The 15,347-nt window shown below is 63.5% G+C and carries 19 protein-coding genes; 9 read left to right on the plus strand and 10 right to left on the minus strand.

All coding sequences use genetic code 11. The annotated features are described in order from the left end of the window. Positions 1–128 precede the first annotated feature (128 nt). From ftsY to rpoH, 4 genes are all read left to right on the plus strand, one after another. The gene (ftsY, locus tag NP534_RS02055; RefSeq protein ID WP_274097592.1) at positions 129–1,730 is read left to right on the plus strand and encodes a signal recognition particle-docking protein FtsY; all 1,602 of its coding nucleotides are present in this window, start codon (positions 129–131) and stop codon (positions 1,728–1,730) included. Then, the gene (gene ftsE / locus NP534_RS02060; RefSeq protein ID WP_027592328.1) at positions 1,727–2,398 is read left to right on the plus strand and encodes a cell division ATP-binding protein FtsE; all 672 of its coding nucleotides are present in this window, start codon (positions 1,727–1,729) and stop codon (positions 2,396–2,398) included. The genes ftsY and ftsE overlap by 4 nt, the downstream gene beginning before the upstream one ends. Further along, a complete protein-coding gene (gene ftsX / locus NP534_RS02065) occupies positions 2,395–3,417 on the plus strand; it encodes a permease-like cell division protein FtsX (protein ID WP_033702032.1) in 1,023 nt (340 codons plus the stop codon). The genes ftsE and ftsX overlap by 4 nt, the downstream gene beginning before the upstream one ends. A 113-nt stretch (positions 3,418–3,530) precedes the next feature. After that, the gene (gene rpoH, locus NP534_RS02070) at positions 3,531–4,385 is read left to right on the plus strand and encodes an RNA polymerase sigma factor RpoH (RefSeq protein WP_008092958.1); all 855 of its coding nucleotides are present in this window, start codon (positions 3,531–3,533) and stop codon (positions 4,383–4,385) included. 87 nt (positions 4,386–4,472) lie between these two features. Here the strand turns inward: rpoH and mtgA are convergent, their stop codons facing one another. Then, positions 4,473–5,183: a monofunctional biosynthetic peptidoglycan transglycosylase gene (gene mtgA / locus NP534_RS02075; RefSeq protein ID WP_274097593.1), complete on the minus strand. Its 711-nt coding sequence runs from the start codon at positions 5,181–5,183 to the stop codon at positions 4,473–4,475. A gap of 64 nt (positions 5,184–5,247) precedes the next feature. On the opposite strand from mtgA, the gene NP534_RS02080 reads away from it, so the two are divergent. The 4 genes from NP534_RS02080 (at position 5,248) to trmB (ending at position 7,503) form a co-directional block, all read left to right on the plus strand. Beyond that, complete coding sequence (locus NP534_RS02080) at positions 5,248–5,619, plus strand: DUF423 domain-containing protein (RefSeq protein ID WP_274097594.1); 372 nt, start codon at positions 5,248–5,250, stop codon at positions 5,617–5,619. A 102-nt stretch (positions 5,620–5,721) separates the two neighbouring features. Beyond that, positions 5,722–5,922 carry a sulfur carrier protein ThiS gene (thiS, locus tag NP534_RS02085; RefSeq protein WP_033702586.1) on the plus strand — a complete coding sequence of 67 codons (201 nt, stop codon included), beginning with the start codon at positions 5,722–5,724 and terminating at the stop codon, positions 5,920–5,922. A 54-nt stretch (positions 5,923–5,976) separates the two neighbouring features. Further along, the gene (locus tag NP534_RS02090) at positions 5,977–6,771 is read left to right on the plus strand and encodes a thiazole synthase (protein WP_015272152.1); all 795 of its coding nucleotides are present in this window, start codon (positions 5,977–5,979) and stop codon (positions 6,769–6,771) included. A gap of 9 nt (positions 6,772–6,780) precedes the next feature. Beyond that, entirely contained in the window at positions 6,781–7,503 is a 723-nt protein-coding gene (gene trmB, locus NP534_RS02095) for a tRNA (guanosine(46)-N7)-methyltransferase TrmB (protein ID WP_186652932.1), read from the plus strand. 140 nt (positions 7,504–7,643) lie between these two features. Here the strand turns inward: trmB and NP534_RS02100 are convergent, their stop codons facing one another. From NP534_RS02100 to NP534_RS02140, 9 genes are all read right to left on the minus strand, one after another. Continuing rightward, on the minus strand, positions 7,644–7,970 hold the full coding sequence (locus tag NP534_RS02100; protein WP_033702028.1) for a DUF3392 domain-containing protein: 327 nt from the start codon (positions 7,968–7,970) through the stop codon (positions 7,644–7,646). A gap of 9 nt (positions 7,971–7,979) precedes the next feature. After that, positions 7,980–9,167 carry a radical SAM family heme chaperone HemW gene (gene hemW / locus NP534_RS02105; protein WP_274097595.1) on the minus strand — a complete coding sequence of 396 codons (1,188 nt, stop codon included), beginning with the start codon at positions 9,165–9,167 and terminating at the stop codon, positions 7,980–7,982. Beyond that, positions 9,164–9,760: an RdgB/HAM1 family non-canonical purine NTP pyrophosphatase gene (rdgB, locus tag NP534_RS02110; RefSeq protein WP_274097596.1), complete on the minus strand. Its 597-nt coding sequence runs from the start codon at positions 9,758–9,760 to the stop codon at positions 9,164–9,166. Before rdgB ends, hemW begins: the two co-directional genes overlap by 4 nt. Next, positions 9,757–10,191 (minus strand): DUF4426 domain-containing protein, encoded by a 435-nt coding sequence (locus tag NP534_RS02115; RefSeq protein WP_033702024.1) that lies wholly within the window; start codon positions 10,189–10,191, stop codon positions 9,757–9,759. Before NP534_RS02115 ends, rdgB begins: the two co-directional genes overlap by 4 nt. Positions 10,192–10,213: 22 nt before the next feature. Next, entirely contained in the window at positions 10,214–10,834 is a 621-nt protein-coding gene (metW, locus tag NP534_RS02120) for a methionine biosynthesis protein MetW (RefSeq protein ID WP_033702023.1), read from the minus strand. 7 nt (positions 10,835–10,841) lie between these two features. Beyond that, a complete protein-coding gene (gene metX, locus NP534_RS02125; RefSeq protein ID WP_033702022.1) occupies positions 10,842–11,981 on the minus strand; it encodes a homoserine O-succinyltransferase MetX in 1,140 nt (379 codons plus the stop codon). A gap of 100 nt (positions 11,982–12,081) precedes the next feature. Continuing rightward, a complete protein-coding gene (locus NP534_RS02130) occupies positions 12,082–12,672 on the minus strand; it encodes a YggT family protein (protein WP_033702021.1) in 591 nt (196 codons plus the stop codon). A 10-nt stretch (positions 12,673–12,682) separates the two neighbouring features. Next, positions 12,683–13,501 carry a pyrroline-5-carboxylate reductase gene (gene proC / locus NP534_RS02135; protein WP_274097597.1) on the minus strand — a complete coding sequence of 273 codons (819 nt, stop codon included), beginning with the start codon at positions 13,499–13,501 and terminating at the stop codon, positions 12,683–12,685. A gap of 38 nt (positions 13,502–13,539) precedes the next feature. Continuing rightward, positions 13,540–14,226 (minus strand): YggS family pyridoxal phosphate-dependent enzyme, encoded by a 687-nt coding sequence (locus NP534_RS02140; RefSeq protein ID WP_274097598.1) that lies wholly within the window; start codon positions 14,224–14,226, stop codon positions 13,540–13,542. Positions 14,227–14,291: 65 nt separating this feature from the next. On the opposite strand from NP534_RS02140, the gene NP534_RS02145 reads away from it, so the two are divergent. After that, positions 14,292–15,290 (plus strand): type IV pilus twitching motility protein PilT, encoded by a 999-nt coding sequence (locus NP534_RS02145; RefSeq protein ID WP_274097599.1) that lies wholly within the window; start codon positions 14,292–14,294, stop codon positions 15,288–15,290. Positions 15,291–15,347 lie beyond the last annotated feature (57 nt).

The raw sequence follows: 15,347 nt of genomic DNA on the forward strand, positions 1-15,347 counted from the left end.
TGGCCCGCAGGACACTAAGACAAAACGTTGCGCATGAACCAGCCGGCTTCAAGATAGTCTGTTCTGCGTATAGAGAATTCCCGATGCGCCATTGCTGGCGCATCGCTACCCTGAGATAGCCGTCCTCCATGTTTGGTTCCAACGACGACAAAAAAGCGCCGGCCGAGTCTGGCGAAAAGAAAGGCCTGTTCAGCTGGTTTCGCAAGAAGCCGCAGCAACCTGTCGCCGAACAGCCGCAAACGCCCGAGCCACAGCCTGCTGAACCGGTAGCGCCGCAGCCTGCCGTCGAACTGCCTGAAGCGCCGCCGCTCGCGCCTTTGGCCGCACCGGCCCCGGTTGCTCCCGAGGTGCCCCAGCCTGCGCTGCCGCCTGCTGCCTTCGTGGCCCCCGAGCCGGCGCAGGCGCCTGCTGTTACCTCAGCTCCCGAGCCTTTGCCTGCTGTTGCTCCGGCCCCCGAGCCTGAGCAGCCAGCAGTAGGTGCGGGCTTGCCCGCGAATCCGCAAGCCGCCGCCACACCGGTCGAAAGCCCTTCGCCGCTGGTGCAAGCCCCTGAAGCCCCGGTAGTTCGCGCCGCAGAACCGCCTGTCAGCAACCTGGTGCTGCCGGTCGCCGAAGAGCCCGTGGCCCTGGTGCCGGACCTGGAGCCTATCGCCCCGCCAGCGATCCCTGAGCGCCCGGAAGCCGCAGCGCCTGCCGCGCCTCAGCCGGCGCCCGTGGTTGTCGAGCCAGCAGCGGTCGCCGCGCCTGCCCCGATCGAAGCTGAACCGGTTGCCGTACCGGTCGCCACCGAACAGTCCAAACCCGGCTTCTTCGCCCGCCTCAAGCAAGGCCTGTCCAAGACCAGTGCCAGCATCGGCGAAGGCATGGCCAGCCTGTTCATGGGCAAGAAGGTTATCGATGATGACCTGCTCGACGAGATCGAAACCCGCCTGCTGACCGCCGACGTCGGCGTTGAAGCGACCTCGGCCATTGTCCAGAACCTGACCCAGAAGGTTGCCCGCAAGCAACTGGCCGATGCCGATGCATTGTACAAGTCGCTGCAGGAAGAACTGGCCGCGTTGCTGCGCCCGGTCGAGCAGCCGCTGAAGATCCAGGCGCAGAACAAGCCCTATGTGATCCTGGTGGTCGGCGTGAACGGCGCTGGCAAGACCACCACCATCGGCAAGATGGCCAAGAAGCTGCAGCTGGAGGGCAAGAAGGTCATGCTGGCCGCGGGCGACACCTTCCGCGCTGCGGCCGTCGAGCAGTTGCAGGTCTGGGGCGAGCGTAACCAGATCCCGGTGATCGCCCAGCACACCGGTGCCGACTCCGCTTCGGTGATTTTCGATGCCGTGCAGGCCGCCAAGGCCCGTGGCGTCGATGTGCTGATCGCCGACACGGCCGGCCGTCTGCACACCAAGGACAACCTGATGGAAGAGCTGAAGAAGGTTCGCCGGGTCATCGGCAAGCTCGACGCCGAGGCGCCTCACGAGGTGCTGCTGGTGCTCGACGCCGGTACAGGCCAGAACGCCATCAGCCAGGCCAAGTACTTCAACCAGAGTGTCGAGCTGACTGGCCTGGCGCTGACCAAGCTGGACGGCACCGCCAAGGGCGGGGTGATCTTCGCCCTGGCCAAGCAGTTCAACATCCCGATCCGTTTCATCGGTGTCGGCGAAGGTATCGACGACCTGCGCACCTTTGAAGCCGAGCCGTTCGTCAAGGCGCTGTTCGCCGAGCGAGAGCATCCATGATCCGATTCGAACAGGTCGCCAAGCGCTATCCCAATGGCCATGTAGGCTTGCATGAGCTGAGTTTCCGGGCGCGCCGGGGCGAATTCCTGTTCGTCACCGGGCACTCGGGTGCCGGTAAGAGCACCTTGCTGCGTTTGCTGCTGGCCATGGAACGCCCGACCAGCGGCAAGCTGCTGCTGGCAGGGCAGGACCTGGGCCAGATCAGCAATGCGCAGATCCCCTTCCTGCGTCGGCAGATCGGTGTGGTGTTCCAGAACCACCAGTTGCTGTTCGATCGCACGGTGTTCAACAACATCGCCTTGCCGCTGCAGATCCTCGGTTTGTCCAAGGCCGAGATCACCAAACGCGTGGATTCGGCGTTGGAGCGTGTGTCGCTGGCCGACAAGGGCGAGCTGTTCCCGGCGGACCTGTCCACGGGGCAGCAGCAGCGGGTCGGTATTGCGCGGGCCATCGTCCATCAGCCAGCCCTGTTGCTGGCCGACGAACCCACCGGCAACCTTGACCCGCGCCTGGCCGCGGAGATCATGGGCGTGTTCGAGGACATCAACCGCCTGGGCACCACGGTATTGATCGCCAGCCACGACCTGGCACTGATTGCGCGCATGCGCCACCGCATGCTGACGCTGCAGCGCGGCCGTCTGATCGGCGATGGGGAGGCTGGGCAATGAGCACTACACGTACGCCGAAGGTTTCCGAGCGGGTTGCACCGAAACCCGCCGACCCGCAGCCGGGAAAGAAAAAACGCGACGACGATGACGGCCCGGACTTTCGCACGTTGCTGCATGCCTGGCTGGAGAGCCACCGGGCAAGCATGGCCGACAGCTTGCGTCGCCTCGGCAAGCAGCCGATCGGCAGCTTCTTCACCTGCCTGGTCATGGCCGTGGCCTTGAGCATGCCCATGGGCCTGTCGTTGCTGCTGAAGAACGTCGAGAAGCTCGGCGGGTCCTGGCAGCGTGCCGCGCAGATTTCGCTGTACCTGAAGCTTGACGCTGGCAGCAAGGAAGGCGAGGCCCTGCGTGACGAGATCAAGCGCATGCCCGGGGTGGCCGATGCGTTGTATGTCAGCCGCGACCAGGCGCTGGAAGAGTTCCAGCAACAGTCCGGGCTGGGCGAGGCCTTGCGCGAACTCCCTGAAAACCCGCTGCCTGGCGTGGTGGTGGTGACCCCGAGCGAGGTCGACAAGCCCGCGCTGGAGGCGTTGCGTCAGCGCCTGTCGGAGCTGCCCAAGGTCGAAGTGGCACAGCTGGACCTGGTATGGGTCGAACGCCTGGCGGCGATCCTCAAGCTCGGTGACCGCTTTGTATTCGGGTTGGCGGTCATGCTGATTTCTGCGCTGCTGTTAGTAATCGGTAACACAATTCGTCTACATATCGAGAACCGCCGCACCGAGATCGAAGTCATCAAGCTGGTAGGCGGCACTGACAGCTACGTGCGCCGGCCTTTCCTGTACATGGGTGCCTTGTACGGCCTGGGTGCGGGTTTCTTGGCCTGGGGTATCCTGGCGTTCGGCCTCAACTGGCTGAACCAGGCGGTTGTCGGGCTGTCCGGCTTGTACGGCAGTGACTTCGCCCTGGGTGGCGTGCCGGCGTCCGATGGTCTGTCGCTCTTGATCGGAGCGGTGCTGTTAGGGTATATCGGTGCATGGATCGCGGTCGCTCGCCACTTGAACGAGCTGGCGCCTCGATAGTTTTTCCCGTGCCAGCATTGACTTTATTACCGTTTTGGGAACTTGTTTACCGGTTTCCGGTCAATGTTGGCAGTGCCCACAAGGCGCGAGTCTAGTAAGTCGGAGGTTCTTGAATGACCACATCGTTGCAACCTGCCTATGCCTTGGTACCCGGTGCAAACCTGGAAGCCTATGTGCACACGGTCAACAGCATCCCGCTGCTGACGGTCGAGCAGGAGCGTGATCTGGCCGAGCGTCTCTATTATGAGCAGGATCTTGAGGCCGCTCGGCAAATGGTGATGGCCCACCTGCGTTTCGTCGTACATATCGCCCGTAGCTATGCAGGCTATGGCCTGGCCCAGGCCGATCTGATTCAGGAAGGCAACGTCGGCCTGATGAAGGCCGTCAAGCGCTTCAACCCTGAGATGGGTGTGCGCCTGGTATCCTTTGCCGTGCACTGGATCAAGGCAGAAATCCACGAATTCATCCTGCGTAACTGGCGCATCGTCAAGGTGGCTACCACCAAGGCCCAGCGCAAACTGTTCTTCAACCTGCGCAGCCAGAAGAAGCGTCTGGCCTGGCTGAACAACGACGAAGTTCATCGCGTGGCTGAAAGCCTTGGCGTTGAACCGCGTGAAGTGCGTGAGATGGAAAGCCGGCTGAGTGGTCAGGACATGGCCTTTGACCCGGCGGCGGAAGCCGACGACGACAGCGCTTTCCAGTCGCCAGCGCATTACCTGGAAGACCACCGCTACGATCCGGCGGTACAGCTGGAGGATGCCGACTGGAGTGACAACTCCACCAGCAACCTGCACGAAGCGTTGCAAGGCCTGGACGAGCGTAGCCGTGACATCCTCTACCAGCGCTGGTTGGCTGAAGAAAAGGCGACCTTGCACGAGCTGGCGGACAAATACAGCGTTTCGGCCGAGCGTATTCGGCAGTTGGAAAAGAACGCAATGAACAAGGTCAAGGCGTTGATCGCGGTCTGATTCGCGCCTTGCTGAATGAAAAGCCGTGCCCTGTGAGGGGCGCGGCTTTTTTATGGGCTTCTGGGGCTGCACTGCAGCCCCGGATAATCAGAGTTTGCGCGAGGTATCCAGCTGCATCAGGTAGCTAGGCCCGCCCAGCTGGCTCATCTGCCGCCGGATCCAACCCGCCCGATTGGCCACATAGGCGCTGGGCCGGCTGGCGCTCCACTTGATCGGGCTGGGCAGCACGGCAGCCAATTGCGCGGCCTGCTGGCGGCTCAGGCGGCTGGCATCGACACCGAAGTGGTAGCGCGCGGCAGCCTGGGCGCCAAACACCCCATTGCCCCATTCGGCGCTGTTGAGGTAGACCTCAAGGATCCGCTCTTTCGACCAGAACAGCTCGATCAGCGCGGTAAACCAAGCCTCCAGGCCCTTGCGGAACCAGCTGCGGCCCGACCACAGGAACAGGTTCTTCGCCACCTGCTGGGTCAAGGTACTGGCCCCACGAATGTTGCCGCCACGCTCGTTATAAGCCAGCGCTGCCTGAATGGCCGGGATGTCAAAGCCCCAATGGCTGGCGAACTTCTGGTCTTCACCGGCAATGACCGCAACCTTCAGGTCATCGGCGATGTTCTCCCACGGCTGCCAGTCGCGCTGCAGGTCGATCGGCTCGCCACTCACCCAGGACTGCACCTTGCGCTCGGCCATCAACGCCGTGCCGGGTGGCGGTACCCAGCGAAACACCAGCACCAGCACGATACTGCCGGCAGCGAACCAGAGCAGGGCGCGGGTAAGGCGGCGGATAAGGGATGGCAGCATGTCGATGGCTTGGCCAGGCGGGTGGAAGGGGCCATTATACAGACCCGATACAAGGAGTCCTCCCATGCTTCGCAGCTTCCTGATGCTTGCCGCCTTTTTTGGCTTTACCGGTGTGGCCTTGGGCGCATTTGCCGCGCACGGGCTGAAAAACCGCCTCACGACAGATTACCTGGCCATCTTTCATACCGGGGTTACCTACCAACTGGTGCATGCCCTGGCGATCTTCGGTGTTGCCGTGCTTGCGGCGCACCTGCCGGGGCGCCTGGTCGGTTGGGCCGGCGGTCTGTTCGCGCTGGGTATCGTACTGTTCTCCGGTAGCCTGTACCTGCTGACCCTGACGGGTGTGAGCAAGCTCGGCATCATCACGCCCATTGGCGGGCTGTGCTTCCTGGCGGGTTGGCTGTGCCTCGGCCTGGCAGCCTGGCGGCTGGGCTGACCGAGCAGTCCACAATCGCGACTAATGGCGTGCACCGCCCTTGGGTTCAAGGGTTGTTCAGCGCTAGAATGCGGGCCCCAAAGAACAACGGTGGCCGTGCGCATGCGCATTCAACTGAACGGTGAACCTTACGAACTGCCCGCTGGCGAAAGCGTCGCGGCCCTGCTGACCCGCCTGGAACTCACCGGGCGCCGGGTAGCCGTGGAACTGAACCTGGACATCGTGCCGCGTAGCCTGCATGACAGCACGCAGCTGAACGACGGCGACCAGGTCGAAGTGGTCCATGCCATCGGCGGCGGCTGATTACAGCTCGGCGGTTCACATGCAAGCCCAGTAACCTTTTCCCGAGGAACAACGATGAGCAACGTTCGTAGCGACAAGCCCTTTACCCTGGCCGGGCGCACTTTCCAGTCGCGCCTGCTGGTCGGCACCGGCAAATACCGTGACATGGAAGAAACCCGCCTGGCCATCGAGGCCTCGGGTGCCGAGATCGTCACCGTCGCTGTGCGTCGTACCAACATCGGCCAGAACCCGGGCGAGCCGAACCTGCTCGACGTACTGCCGCCAGACCGTTACACCATCCTGCCGAACACCGCTGGCTGCTACGACGCGGTCGAAGCCGTGCGCACCTGCCGCCTGGCCCGTGAACTGCTCGATGGCCACAACCTGGTCAAGCTGGAAGTCCTTGCCGACCAGAAGACGTTGTTCCCCAATGTGATCGAGACCCTCAAGGCCGCTGAAGTACTGGTCAAGGACGGTTTCGACGTGATGGTCTACACCAGCGACGACCCGATCATCGCCCGTCAGCTGGCCGAAGTCGGCTGCATTGCGGTCATGCCGCTGGCAGGCCTGATCGGTACCGGCCTGGGCATCTGCAACCCCTACAACCTGCAGATCATCCTGGAAGAATCCAAGGTGCCGGTGCTGGTCGATGCCGGCGTGGGTACCGCCTCCGATGCCACCATCGCCATGGAAATGGGTTGCGAGGCGGTGCTGATGAACTCGGCCATCGCCCACGCCCAGCAACCGGTGCTGATGGCTGAAGCCATGAAGCACGCCATCGTGGCAGGTCGCATGGCCTACCTGGCCGGCCGCATGCCGAAGAAACTCTATGCCAGCGCCTCTTCGCCGCTGGATGGTCTGATCAAGTAAGAGCTCCTGATGACTGAATCGCAAGAAACGCCGATCACCGCCGAAGGCGAAGAGCGCCCACACCGCCGTATCAAGAGTTTCGTGATGCGCGCCGGGCGCATGACCGAAGGCCAGCAACGCGGCCTGGACCAGGGTGGCCCACAGTTCATCCTGCCCCTGGCCGACAGCCCGGTGGACTACGACCAGGTGTTCGGCCGCGCTGCGCCGCGCACCCTGGAGATCGGTTTCGGCATGGGCCACTCCCTGTTGGAGATGGCGGCCGCTGCCCCTGAACTGGACTTCATCGGTGTCGAAGTACACCGTCCGGGTGTTGGCGCGCTGCTCAATGGCGTGTTGACCCAGGGCCTGAAGAACCTGCGGGTGTACGATTGCGATGCCATCGAAGTGCTGAACCGCTGCGTGGCCGACAACAGCCTCGACCGGCTGATGCTGTTTTTCCCGGACCCTTGGCACAAGGCGCGCCATCACAAGCGCCGCATCGTCCAGCTGGAGTTCGCCGAGCTGGTGCGCCGCAAGCTCAAGCCCGGTGGCGTGTTCCACATGGCGACCGACTGGGAGCCGTATGCCGAGTACATGCTGGAAGTGATGAGCGCTGCGCCGGGTTACCGTAACCAGGCGGCGGATGGCGCCTATGTGCCGCGTCCGCAAGAGCGGCCGATCACCAAGTTCGAGCGCCGTGGTGAGCGCTTGGGGCATGGCGTTTGGGATTTGAAGTTCGAAAAGGTGGATTGATCAGCTGATTCAGCCGATTGAACCGCAGCGCTTGCAGAAATGCAGGCGAAAAAACCGCCTTGAGAGAGGCGGTTTTTTTATGCGAGCGTCAGGACGGAGTCCCTGCTTGCACAGAGTAGGTGCAGTTCTGCAGACGTAGATCAACCCCGCCGATCAGCCACCACGCCAATCAACACCAGCACCACCAGCAGCACCGGTGCCAGCGCATAGTTATTGAACTGGCTCAGCCCCTTCACTACCCATGGCGTGGCATAGATCAGCGCCGCACCGCTACCGATCATCACCAGCAAGGCCATCACTGGCACGCGCAGCGCGCCCGCCAAGCTGCCGATGCGTTGCTCGGCCCAGGCTTTGATATCGGTGCCGAACAGCACCAGCAGGCAGCCTACCAAGGCCAGCGAAATCTCCGACAGGTTGCTGCGGCTCCAGCGGGAAACCGTCGCGAGCAGATCAAGTACCAGATCCATGGGTCATCCTTAGGTCAAGAAATACTGCAGCAGGTCATTGAGGAACAACTGGCCGCGTGGCGTGGCCACCAGTCGATCCGGTTCGACCTGCAAAAGGCCCTTTTGTTCGGCGGCACGCCGTGCCTCGACCAGTTGTGCCAGCGGCAGGCCAGTGCGCTGGGTAAACAGTTCGGCTTCCACGCCATCGGTCAGGCGCAAGGCATTCATCAGGAATTCGAAGGGGAGTTCGTCGGCCGGCAGCAGCTTTTCGCCGGCCTTGAACGGCTTGGCCAGGTTCAGGTAGTCCTTGGGCAGGCGGGTTTTCCAGGTGCGCAGGATGCGCCCGTCGGCGAAGGTCAGCTTGCCGTGGGCGCCGGCACCGATACCGATGAAATCACCAAAGCGCCAGTAGTTGAGGTTGTGCTTGGCTGCACGGCCCGGCTGGGCGTAGGCGGAAACCTCGTACTGGCGGTAGCCGTGCTCGGCCATCAGCGCCTGCCCCGCCTCCTGGATGTCCCAGAGGATGTCGTCTTCGGGCAGCTCGGGGGGCTGGTTCCAGAACACCGTGTTGGGCTCCACAGTCAGCTGGTACCAGGACAAGTGGGTTGGCCCCAGCTCGATGGCTTGGCGCAGGTCACCCAGGGCATCGTCCAGCGACTGGTCGGGCAGGCCGTGCATCAAGTCCATGTTGAAGTTGTCGAACCCTGCGGCGCGGGCCATGCCCGCAGCGCGGATCGCTTCGTCGCCATTGTGGATGCGCCCGAGCGCCTCGAGCTTGGCGGGCTGGAAGCTCTGCACGCCGATGGACAGGCGGTTGATGCCGGTTTGCCGGTACGCCTTGAATTTTTCCTGCTCGAACGTGCCTGGGTTGGCCTCCAGGGTGATTTCGATGTCTGGTGCGAACGGGATGCGCTGCTCAACACCGCGCAGCAGGCGGCCGAGGGCATTGGCGCTGAACAGGCTCGGCGTGCCGCCACCGAAGAAGATCGAGCTGATCGGGCGCCCCTGCACGGCCACAAGCTCTTGATCGAGGTCGGTCAGCAGGGCGTCGACGTAGGCCTCTTCAGGCAGCTCGGGGCCTGCCGCGTGGGAGTTGAAGTCGCAATAAGGGCACTTGCGCACGCACCACGGGATGTGGATGTACAACGCCAAGGGCGGCAGCACGGCGAAACCTGCCGCCCCCGTCGGGAACGGCTGGGTGGACAACGTTTCGATCATGCCAGGCCCAGGCGTTGACGCAGCAGGGCCATGGCGCGGGCGCGGTGGCTGAGCTGGTTCTTGTCGACCGGGGCGAGGTCCGCGCTCGAGCAGTTGCGCTCCGGTACCCAGAACAGCGGGTCGTAGCCAAAGCCGTACTCGCCGCTGGCTTCGAACATGATGCGCCCGTGCCACAGGCCTTCGCACAGGATCGGCAGCGGGTCGTCGGCGTGACGCACCAGCGCCAGCACGCAGACGAACTGCGCACCACGCTCAGCCTCAGGCACCTCCTTCAAGGCCTCCAGCAGCTTGGCATTGTTCGCCGCATCACCCTTGCCATCGGCATAGCGCGCGGAGTAGATGCCCGGCGCGCCGCCCAGGTAATCGACTGCCAGCCCCGAGTCGTCGGCCAGTGCCGGCAGGCCAGAGATGCGCGCGGCATTGCGCGCCTTGAGAATGGCGTTCTCGACGAACGACAGGCCGGTTTCCTCTGGCTCGACCTGGCTGAATTCGCCGATCGAGCGCAGCTGTACGGAGGCTCCGAGCATGGCCTGGAGTTCCTTGAGTTTGCCGGCATTGTGGCTGGCCAATACGAGTTGCTGGAAATTCATCATTCGCCTGGGAACACTTCCTGGTTGAAGCTGAGAGAGTTACTGATGCCGCCGGTTTCGACATTGAGGTCGAAGGTCACGGTTTCGGGCTGTTCGATCTTGAACTGGGCGATGTAGTACACCGCACCCTGTTCGTTGATCTGCTTGAAGGACAGCGGGCTGCTGCGCCCGGTCAGGTCCTTCACCGTGCCGCTGACGACCGCCATGGCCGGCTTGTTGGCCTTGAGCACGGCAATGTTGAGCACGCCCTGGTTCTTGCTGCGCACCAGGCCCGTGGCCGCAGCCACCTCTGGTGTCAGCATGCTCGAGGTGAACGCGCTGTAGTGTACCGTTACGTCGCCAAACACTTCCTTGCGCTCGGGACGGGCGGCATCGGCAGCCAGTACGGGCAGGGCCAGGCACAGGCTGATCAGGAACAGGGTCAGGCGACGCATGGTGCGATTCCTCCAGTGGGCGTCAAACCGCGAGCTGGTGCTCCTGCAGGCCTGGGCTACTGACGCGATAGATGCCGATCTCACCTAGAAGATTAGGCCATAGCCGGCCGCCCCACCCATTACGGTGCAAGTGGTCGACGGCCAGGCGGTCGAGGACCTTGGCATGGCGCTCGTGGCACAGCTCTTCAAAGTCGGCGAAGGTGCAGAAGTGGATGTTCGGCGTGTTGTACCAGGTGTACGGCATGAAGTCCGAAACCGGCATGCGGCCTTTGGTCGCCAGGTACCAGCGGCAGCGCCAGTGGCCGAAGTTGGGGAAGGTGATGATGCATTGACGGCCCACGCGCAGCATCTCGTCGAGGATGCGGTCGGGGTACTCCACGGCCTGCAGGGCCTGGGTCATGATCACCACGTCGAAGCTGTTGCTGGCGAAGTTGCCCAGGCCCTGGTCCAGGTCCTGCTCGATGACGTTGACGCCCTTGGCCACGCACGCGGCGATGTTGTCGGGGTCGATCTCCAAGCCGTAACCGGTGACCTGCTTGCGGTCACGCAGCGAGGCCAGCAGTTCGCCACTGCCGCAGCCCAGGTCAAGTACCCGGCTGCCGGCGGGAATCCAGTCGTGGATGATTTCCAGATCGGCTCTCATGCTGTCCTCAGATGGCGATGCGGTTCATGTAGTTCGAGAAACCCTGCATGTAGCGAGGTGTGGGGATCAGGAAGGCATCGTGCCCGTAGGGCGAGTCGATCTCCAGATAACAGACGTTCTTGCGTGCGGCCATCAGTGCGTCGACGATCTCGCGGGAACGGGCCGGCGAGAAGCGCCAGTCGGTAGTGAACGACATGATGCAGTAGTCTGCCGTGACGCCGGCCAGGGTGGCGGCAAGGTCGCCCCCGTGGGCCGCAGCGGGGTCGAAGTAATCCAGCGCCTTGGTCATCAGCAGGTAGGTGTTGGCGTCGAAACGGCCGGAAAACTCCTCGCCCTGATAGCGCAGGTAGCTTTCGACCTGGAACTCGACGCTGTGGAAGTCGTAGTTGAGCTTGTCGCTCTTGAGCTCACGGCCGAATTTCTCACCCATCGAATCATCGGACAGGTAGGTGATATGGCCCACCATGCGCGCCAGCATCAACCCGCGCTTGGGGATCACGCCCTGGTCCTGGAACGAACCGCCGTGGAATTCCGGGTCGGTGAGGATGGCCTGGCGGGCCACTTCGTTGAAGGCGATGTTCTGCGCTGACAACTTGGGCGCCGAGGCGATATCGACGCAGTGCCGCACCCGGTCGGGGTAGGTGATGGTCCATTGCAGCGCCTGCATGCCGCCGAGGCTTCCGCCCACGATCGCGGCCCACTGGCCAATGCCCAGGCGGTCGGCCAGGCGTACCTGGCTGTGCACCCAGTCTTCCACGGTCAGCACCGGGAAGTCGGCACCATAGGGCTTGCCGGTGGCCGGGTTGAGGCTGCTGGGGCCAGTGCTGCCATTGCAGCCGCCGAGGTTGTTCAGGCTGACCACGAAGAAACGGTTGGTGTCGATCGGCTTGCCGGGGCCGATGCAGCTGTCCCACCAACCTGGCTTGCGGTCGGTTTCGGCATGGTAGCCCGCGGCATGGTGGTGGCCGGACAAGGCATGGCAGATCAGCACGGCATTGCTCGCGCTGGCGTTCAGGGTGCCATAGGTCTCATAGACCAGCTCGTAGCTGGCCAGGGAGCGGCCACAGGCCAGTGCCAGCGGCTCTTCGAACCGGGCTGTTTGCGGTGTAACCAGACCGACGGAATCTTCGGGAAGGACAGTGGACATCGACCCTGCTCACGCTTGACGGAGGCGTAAGTCTAAAGAGCGCTACCCCCTGCGGCAAGCAATGGCTTGCCGCAGAAGGCGCCGATGGCCAAGGAGGGTGTCAGATCATCCGCCACAGCTCTTGCGGCATGCCTGCGTAGGCGGCAAGCGGAGGCATGACGAACGACTGAATGACCTGAATGGCCAGGAAGGCGAAGATCGGCGAGATGTCCATGCCGCCCAGGTTTGGCACCAGGCGACGGAACGGAGCCAGTACCGGTTCGCTGATCTGGTACGCAAGCTCAGCAGCCGGGTTGTGGCTGTTGGGTGCGACCCACGAGACGATCACCATGACGATCATCGCGACCCAGAAGATCTTCAGGAACAGCGAGGTGATGCCGATGATGGCCCACATCAACAGGTGCAGCACATCACCGAAGGTGCCATAGGTGACCATCAGCACGAAGGCCATCAGCAGCGCCTGAATGATCACCGCCAGCAGCAGGGACGAGGTGTCCAGGCCGCCGATGCTGGGGATGACGCGGCGGATCGGCTTGAGCAGCGGCTGGGTGGCGCGCACCGTGAACTGGCACAGCGGGTTGTAGAAGTTGGCCTTGACCAGTTGCAGCACAAAGCGCAACAGGACGATCACCAGGTACAGGCTGACCAGGGTTTGCACCACGAAAATCGCGGCGCCTGACAGTGCATTCATCTAGAGCTCCTTATTTGCCCAGTTGTTCGGCCAGCTCGGCGGACCGCGTCGCTGCGGCCTGCAGCGCCTGCTCGACGATGGCTTCGAAGCCGCTGGCCTGGAACGACTTGATCGCGGCTTCGGTGGTGCCGGCTGGCGAGGTGACGCGGCGGCGCAGTTCGGCAGCATCGACATCGCTGGCAACGGCCATGCGCGCAGCGCCCAAAGCGGTCTGCAGGGTCAGTTGGGAGGCGGTTTCGCGGGGCAGGCCGAGTTTTTCGCCGGCGGCGGTCATGGCCTCGATCAACAGGAAGAAGTACGCCGGGCCGCTGCCGGAAACGGCGGTTACAGCGTCCAGTTGCAGCTCTTGATCAAGCCACAGGGCGGTGCCCACGGCAGACAGCAGTTGCTCGGCCTGCTGGCGTTGTGCCGTGCTGACTTGCTCGGTGGCATACAGGCCGCTGACGCCTTGGCGCAGCAACGCTGGCGTATTGGGCATGCAGCGCACCACCGGGCGTGGGCCAACCCAGCTTTGCAGGCTGGCGCAGGTAATGCCGGCGGCGATGGAAACGATCAGTTGGCCTTCCTGCAGGTGGGCTTGCAGGGCCTGGCAGACGTCCTTCATGACCTGCGGCTTGACCGCCAGTACGATCACGTCGGCACCGGCGATTGCCTGGGCGTTGTCTTCGAAGGTTTCGATGCCGTGCTCGGCCTGGATGCGGGTGCGGGTCTCGGCGCCCGGGTCGCTGGCGCGGATCTGCGAAGCCTCCAGGCCCTGGGCACGCAGGCCGCCGATCAGGCTGGCGGCCATGTTGCCGGCGCCGATAAAGGCAATACGTGTCTTGCTCATGTCAGGTCCTTGTGGGAAAGAGTGAGTAAAGCATGGAATCAGACGGGCCCGTAATCGCGGGCGCCGAACAGGGCGGTGCCGATACGTACCCAGGTCGCTCCCTGGGCGATCGCCGCCTCCAGGTCGTGGCTCATGCCCATGGACAAGGTGTCCAGGCCAAGGCCCAGGCCCTGCTGCAGCTCGCGCAGGGTGGCGAACGCGGCCTCCTGCACGGCACGCTCATCGCTAGGTTCAGGAATCGCCATCAGCCCACGCAGGAGCAGATTGGGCAGGCTGGCGACCGCCTTGGCCAATGCCGGAAGGTCGGCAGGGGCGCAGCCGGACTTGCTGTCTTCGCCGCTGACATTCACCTGCAGGCAGATGTTCAGCGGCCCCAGTGCGGCAGGGCGCTGCTCCGAGAGGCGTTGGGCGATCTTCAGGCGGTCCACGGAATGCACCCAGTCGAAATGCTCGGCAATGGCTTTGGTCTTGTTCGATTGAATGGGGCCGATGAAGTGCCAGATCAAGGGCAGGTCGACCAAGGCCTGCTGCTTGGTCAGCGCTTCCTGCAGGTAGTTCTCGCCGACATTGCGCACGCCTGCGGCGTGGATTTCACGGATAGCGCTGGCGGGCTTGGTCTTGCTCACCGCCAGCAACTGGATGCTGGCCGGGTCCCGCCCGGCGGCCTGTGCGGCGCTGGCGATGCGGGCGGCGAGGGCGGATAGGTTGTCTGCTATGGTGGACATGGATCGATGCCGGCGGCGATAGGGTCTGCGGCATTCTACCTGCTTGATCGCCTTTGGGGAGTCTCATGGATGTGACCGACCTGTTGGCCCGCGCCGTGGAAGCGGGGGCTTCGGACCTGCACCTGGCTGCGGGCCAGGTACCGATGCTGCGCCTTGATGGCGAGCTGCAACGCATGGACGCGCCGCCATTGCTGTCGGCGGCCCTGAGCGATGCGATGACACCCTTGCTGGCGGATGAGCAGTGCCAGCAATGGGCACAGGGTGATGAGCTGGACGTCGCGTTGCAACTGCCAGCGCTGGGCCGCTTTCGCCTGAACCTGTTTCGCCAGTTGAACGGCCTGGCGGCAACCTTTCGCGTGATCCCGAAACGCATAGCGACGCTCGATGAACTCGACCTGGGCGAAGTGTTTCTAGCTGTTGCGCAGTGTACCGATGGCCTGGTTCTGGTGGGCGGGCCAACCGGCAGCGGCAAGTCCAGCACCTTGGCGGCGCTGCTCGATCAACTCAACCGCGAACGGCCTGTGCATATCATCACGCTGGAAGACCCTATCGAAGTTATCCACAGCAGCCAGCGCAGCCTGGTCAATCAGCGCGAAATTGGCCGCCATTGTGGCGGGTTCGCTCAGGGGCTGCGCAGTGCGCTGCGTCAGGACCCGGATGTGATCGTGATTGGCGAGTTGCGCGATCTGGAGACCATACGCCTGGCGTTGCGGGCGGCGGAGACGGGGCACCTGGTGCTGGCGACAGTGCACACCCGTTCGGCCATCAATAGCATCGACCGATTGGTCGAGGTCTTTGCTGCCGAGGAAAAGCCACTGGTGCGGGCGATGCTGGCCGAGTCGTTGCGGGTGGTGGTGGCGCAGGTGCTGGTCAAGCGCGTGGGCGGCGGCCGTGTGGCGGCGCGGGAAGTGCTGGTGGCCAACACGGCGGTGCGTAACCTGATCCGTGAGGGGCGGCTGGCGCAGTTGCAATCGGCGATGCAGTCGGGGGGCGCGGCGGGCATGCGGACGATGGAGGCGGCGTTGCGGGGGTTGCACGCTAAAGGATTGACCGAAATCTTGTAGGGGCGGCCTTGTGTCGCGAAAGGGCCGCAGCGCGGCCCCAGGGTTTCAGCTTCGCAA

This window comes from Pseudomonas sp. 39004, from assembly GCF_028682155.1.
GTDB classification, from domain to species: domain Bacteria; phylum Pseudomonadota; class Gammaproteobacteria; order Pseudomonadales; family Pseudomonadaceae; genus Aquipseudomonas; species Aquipseudomonas capeferrum.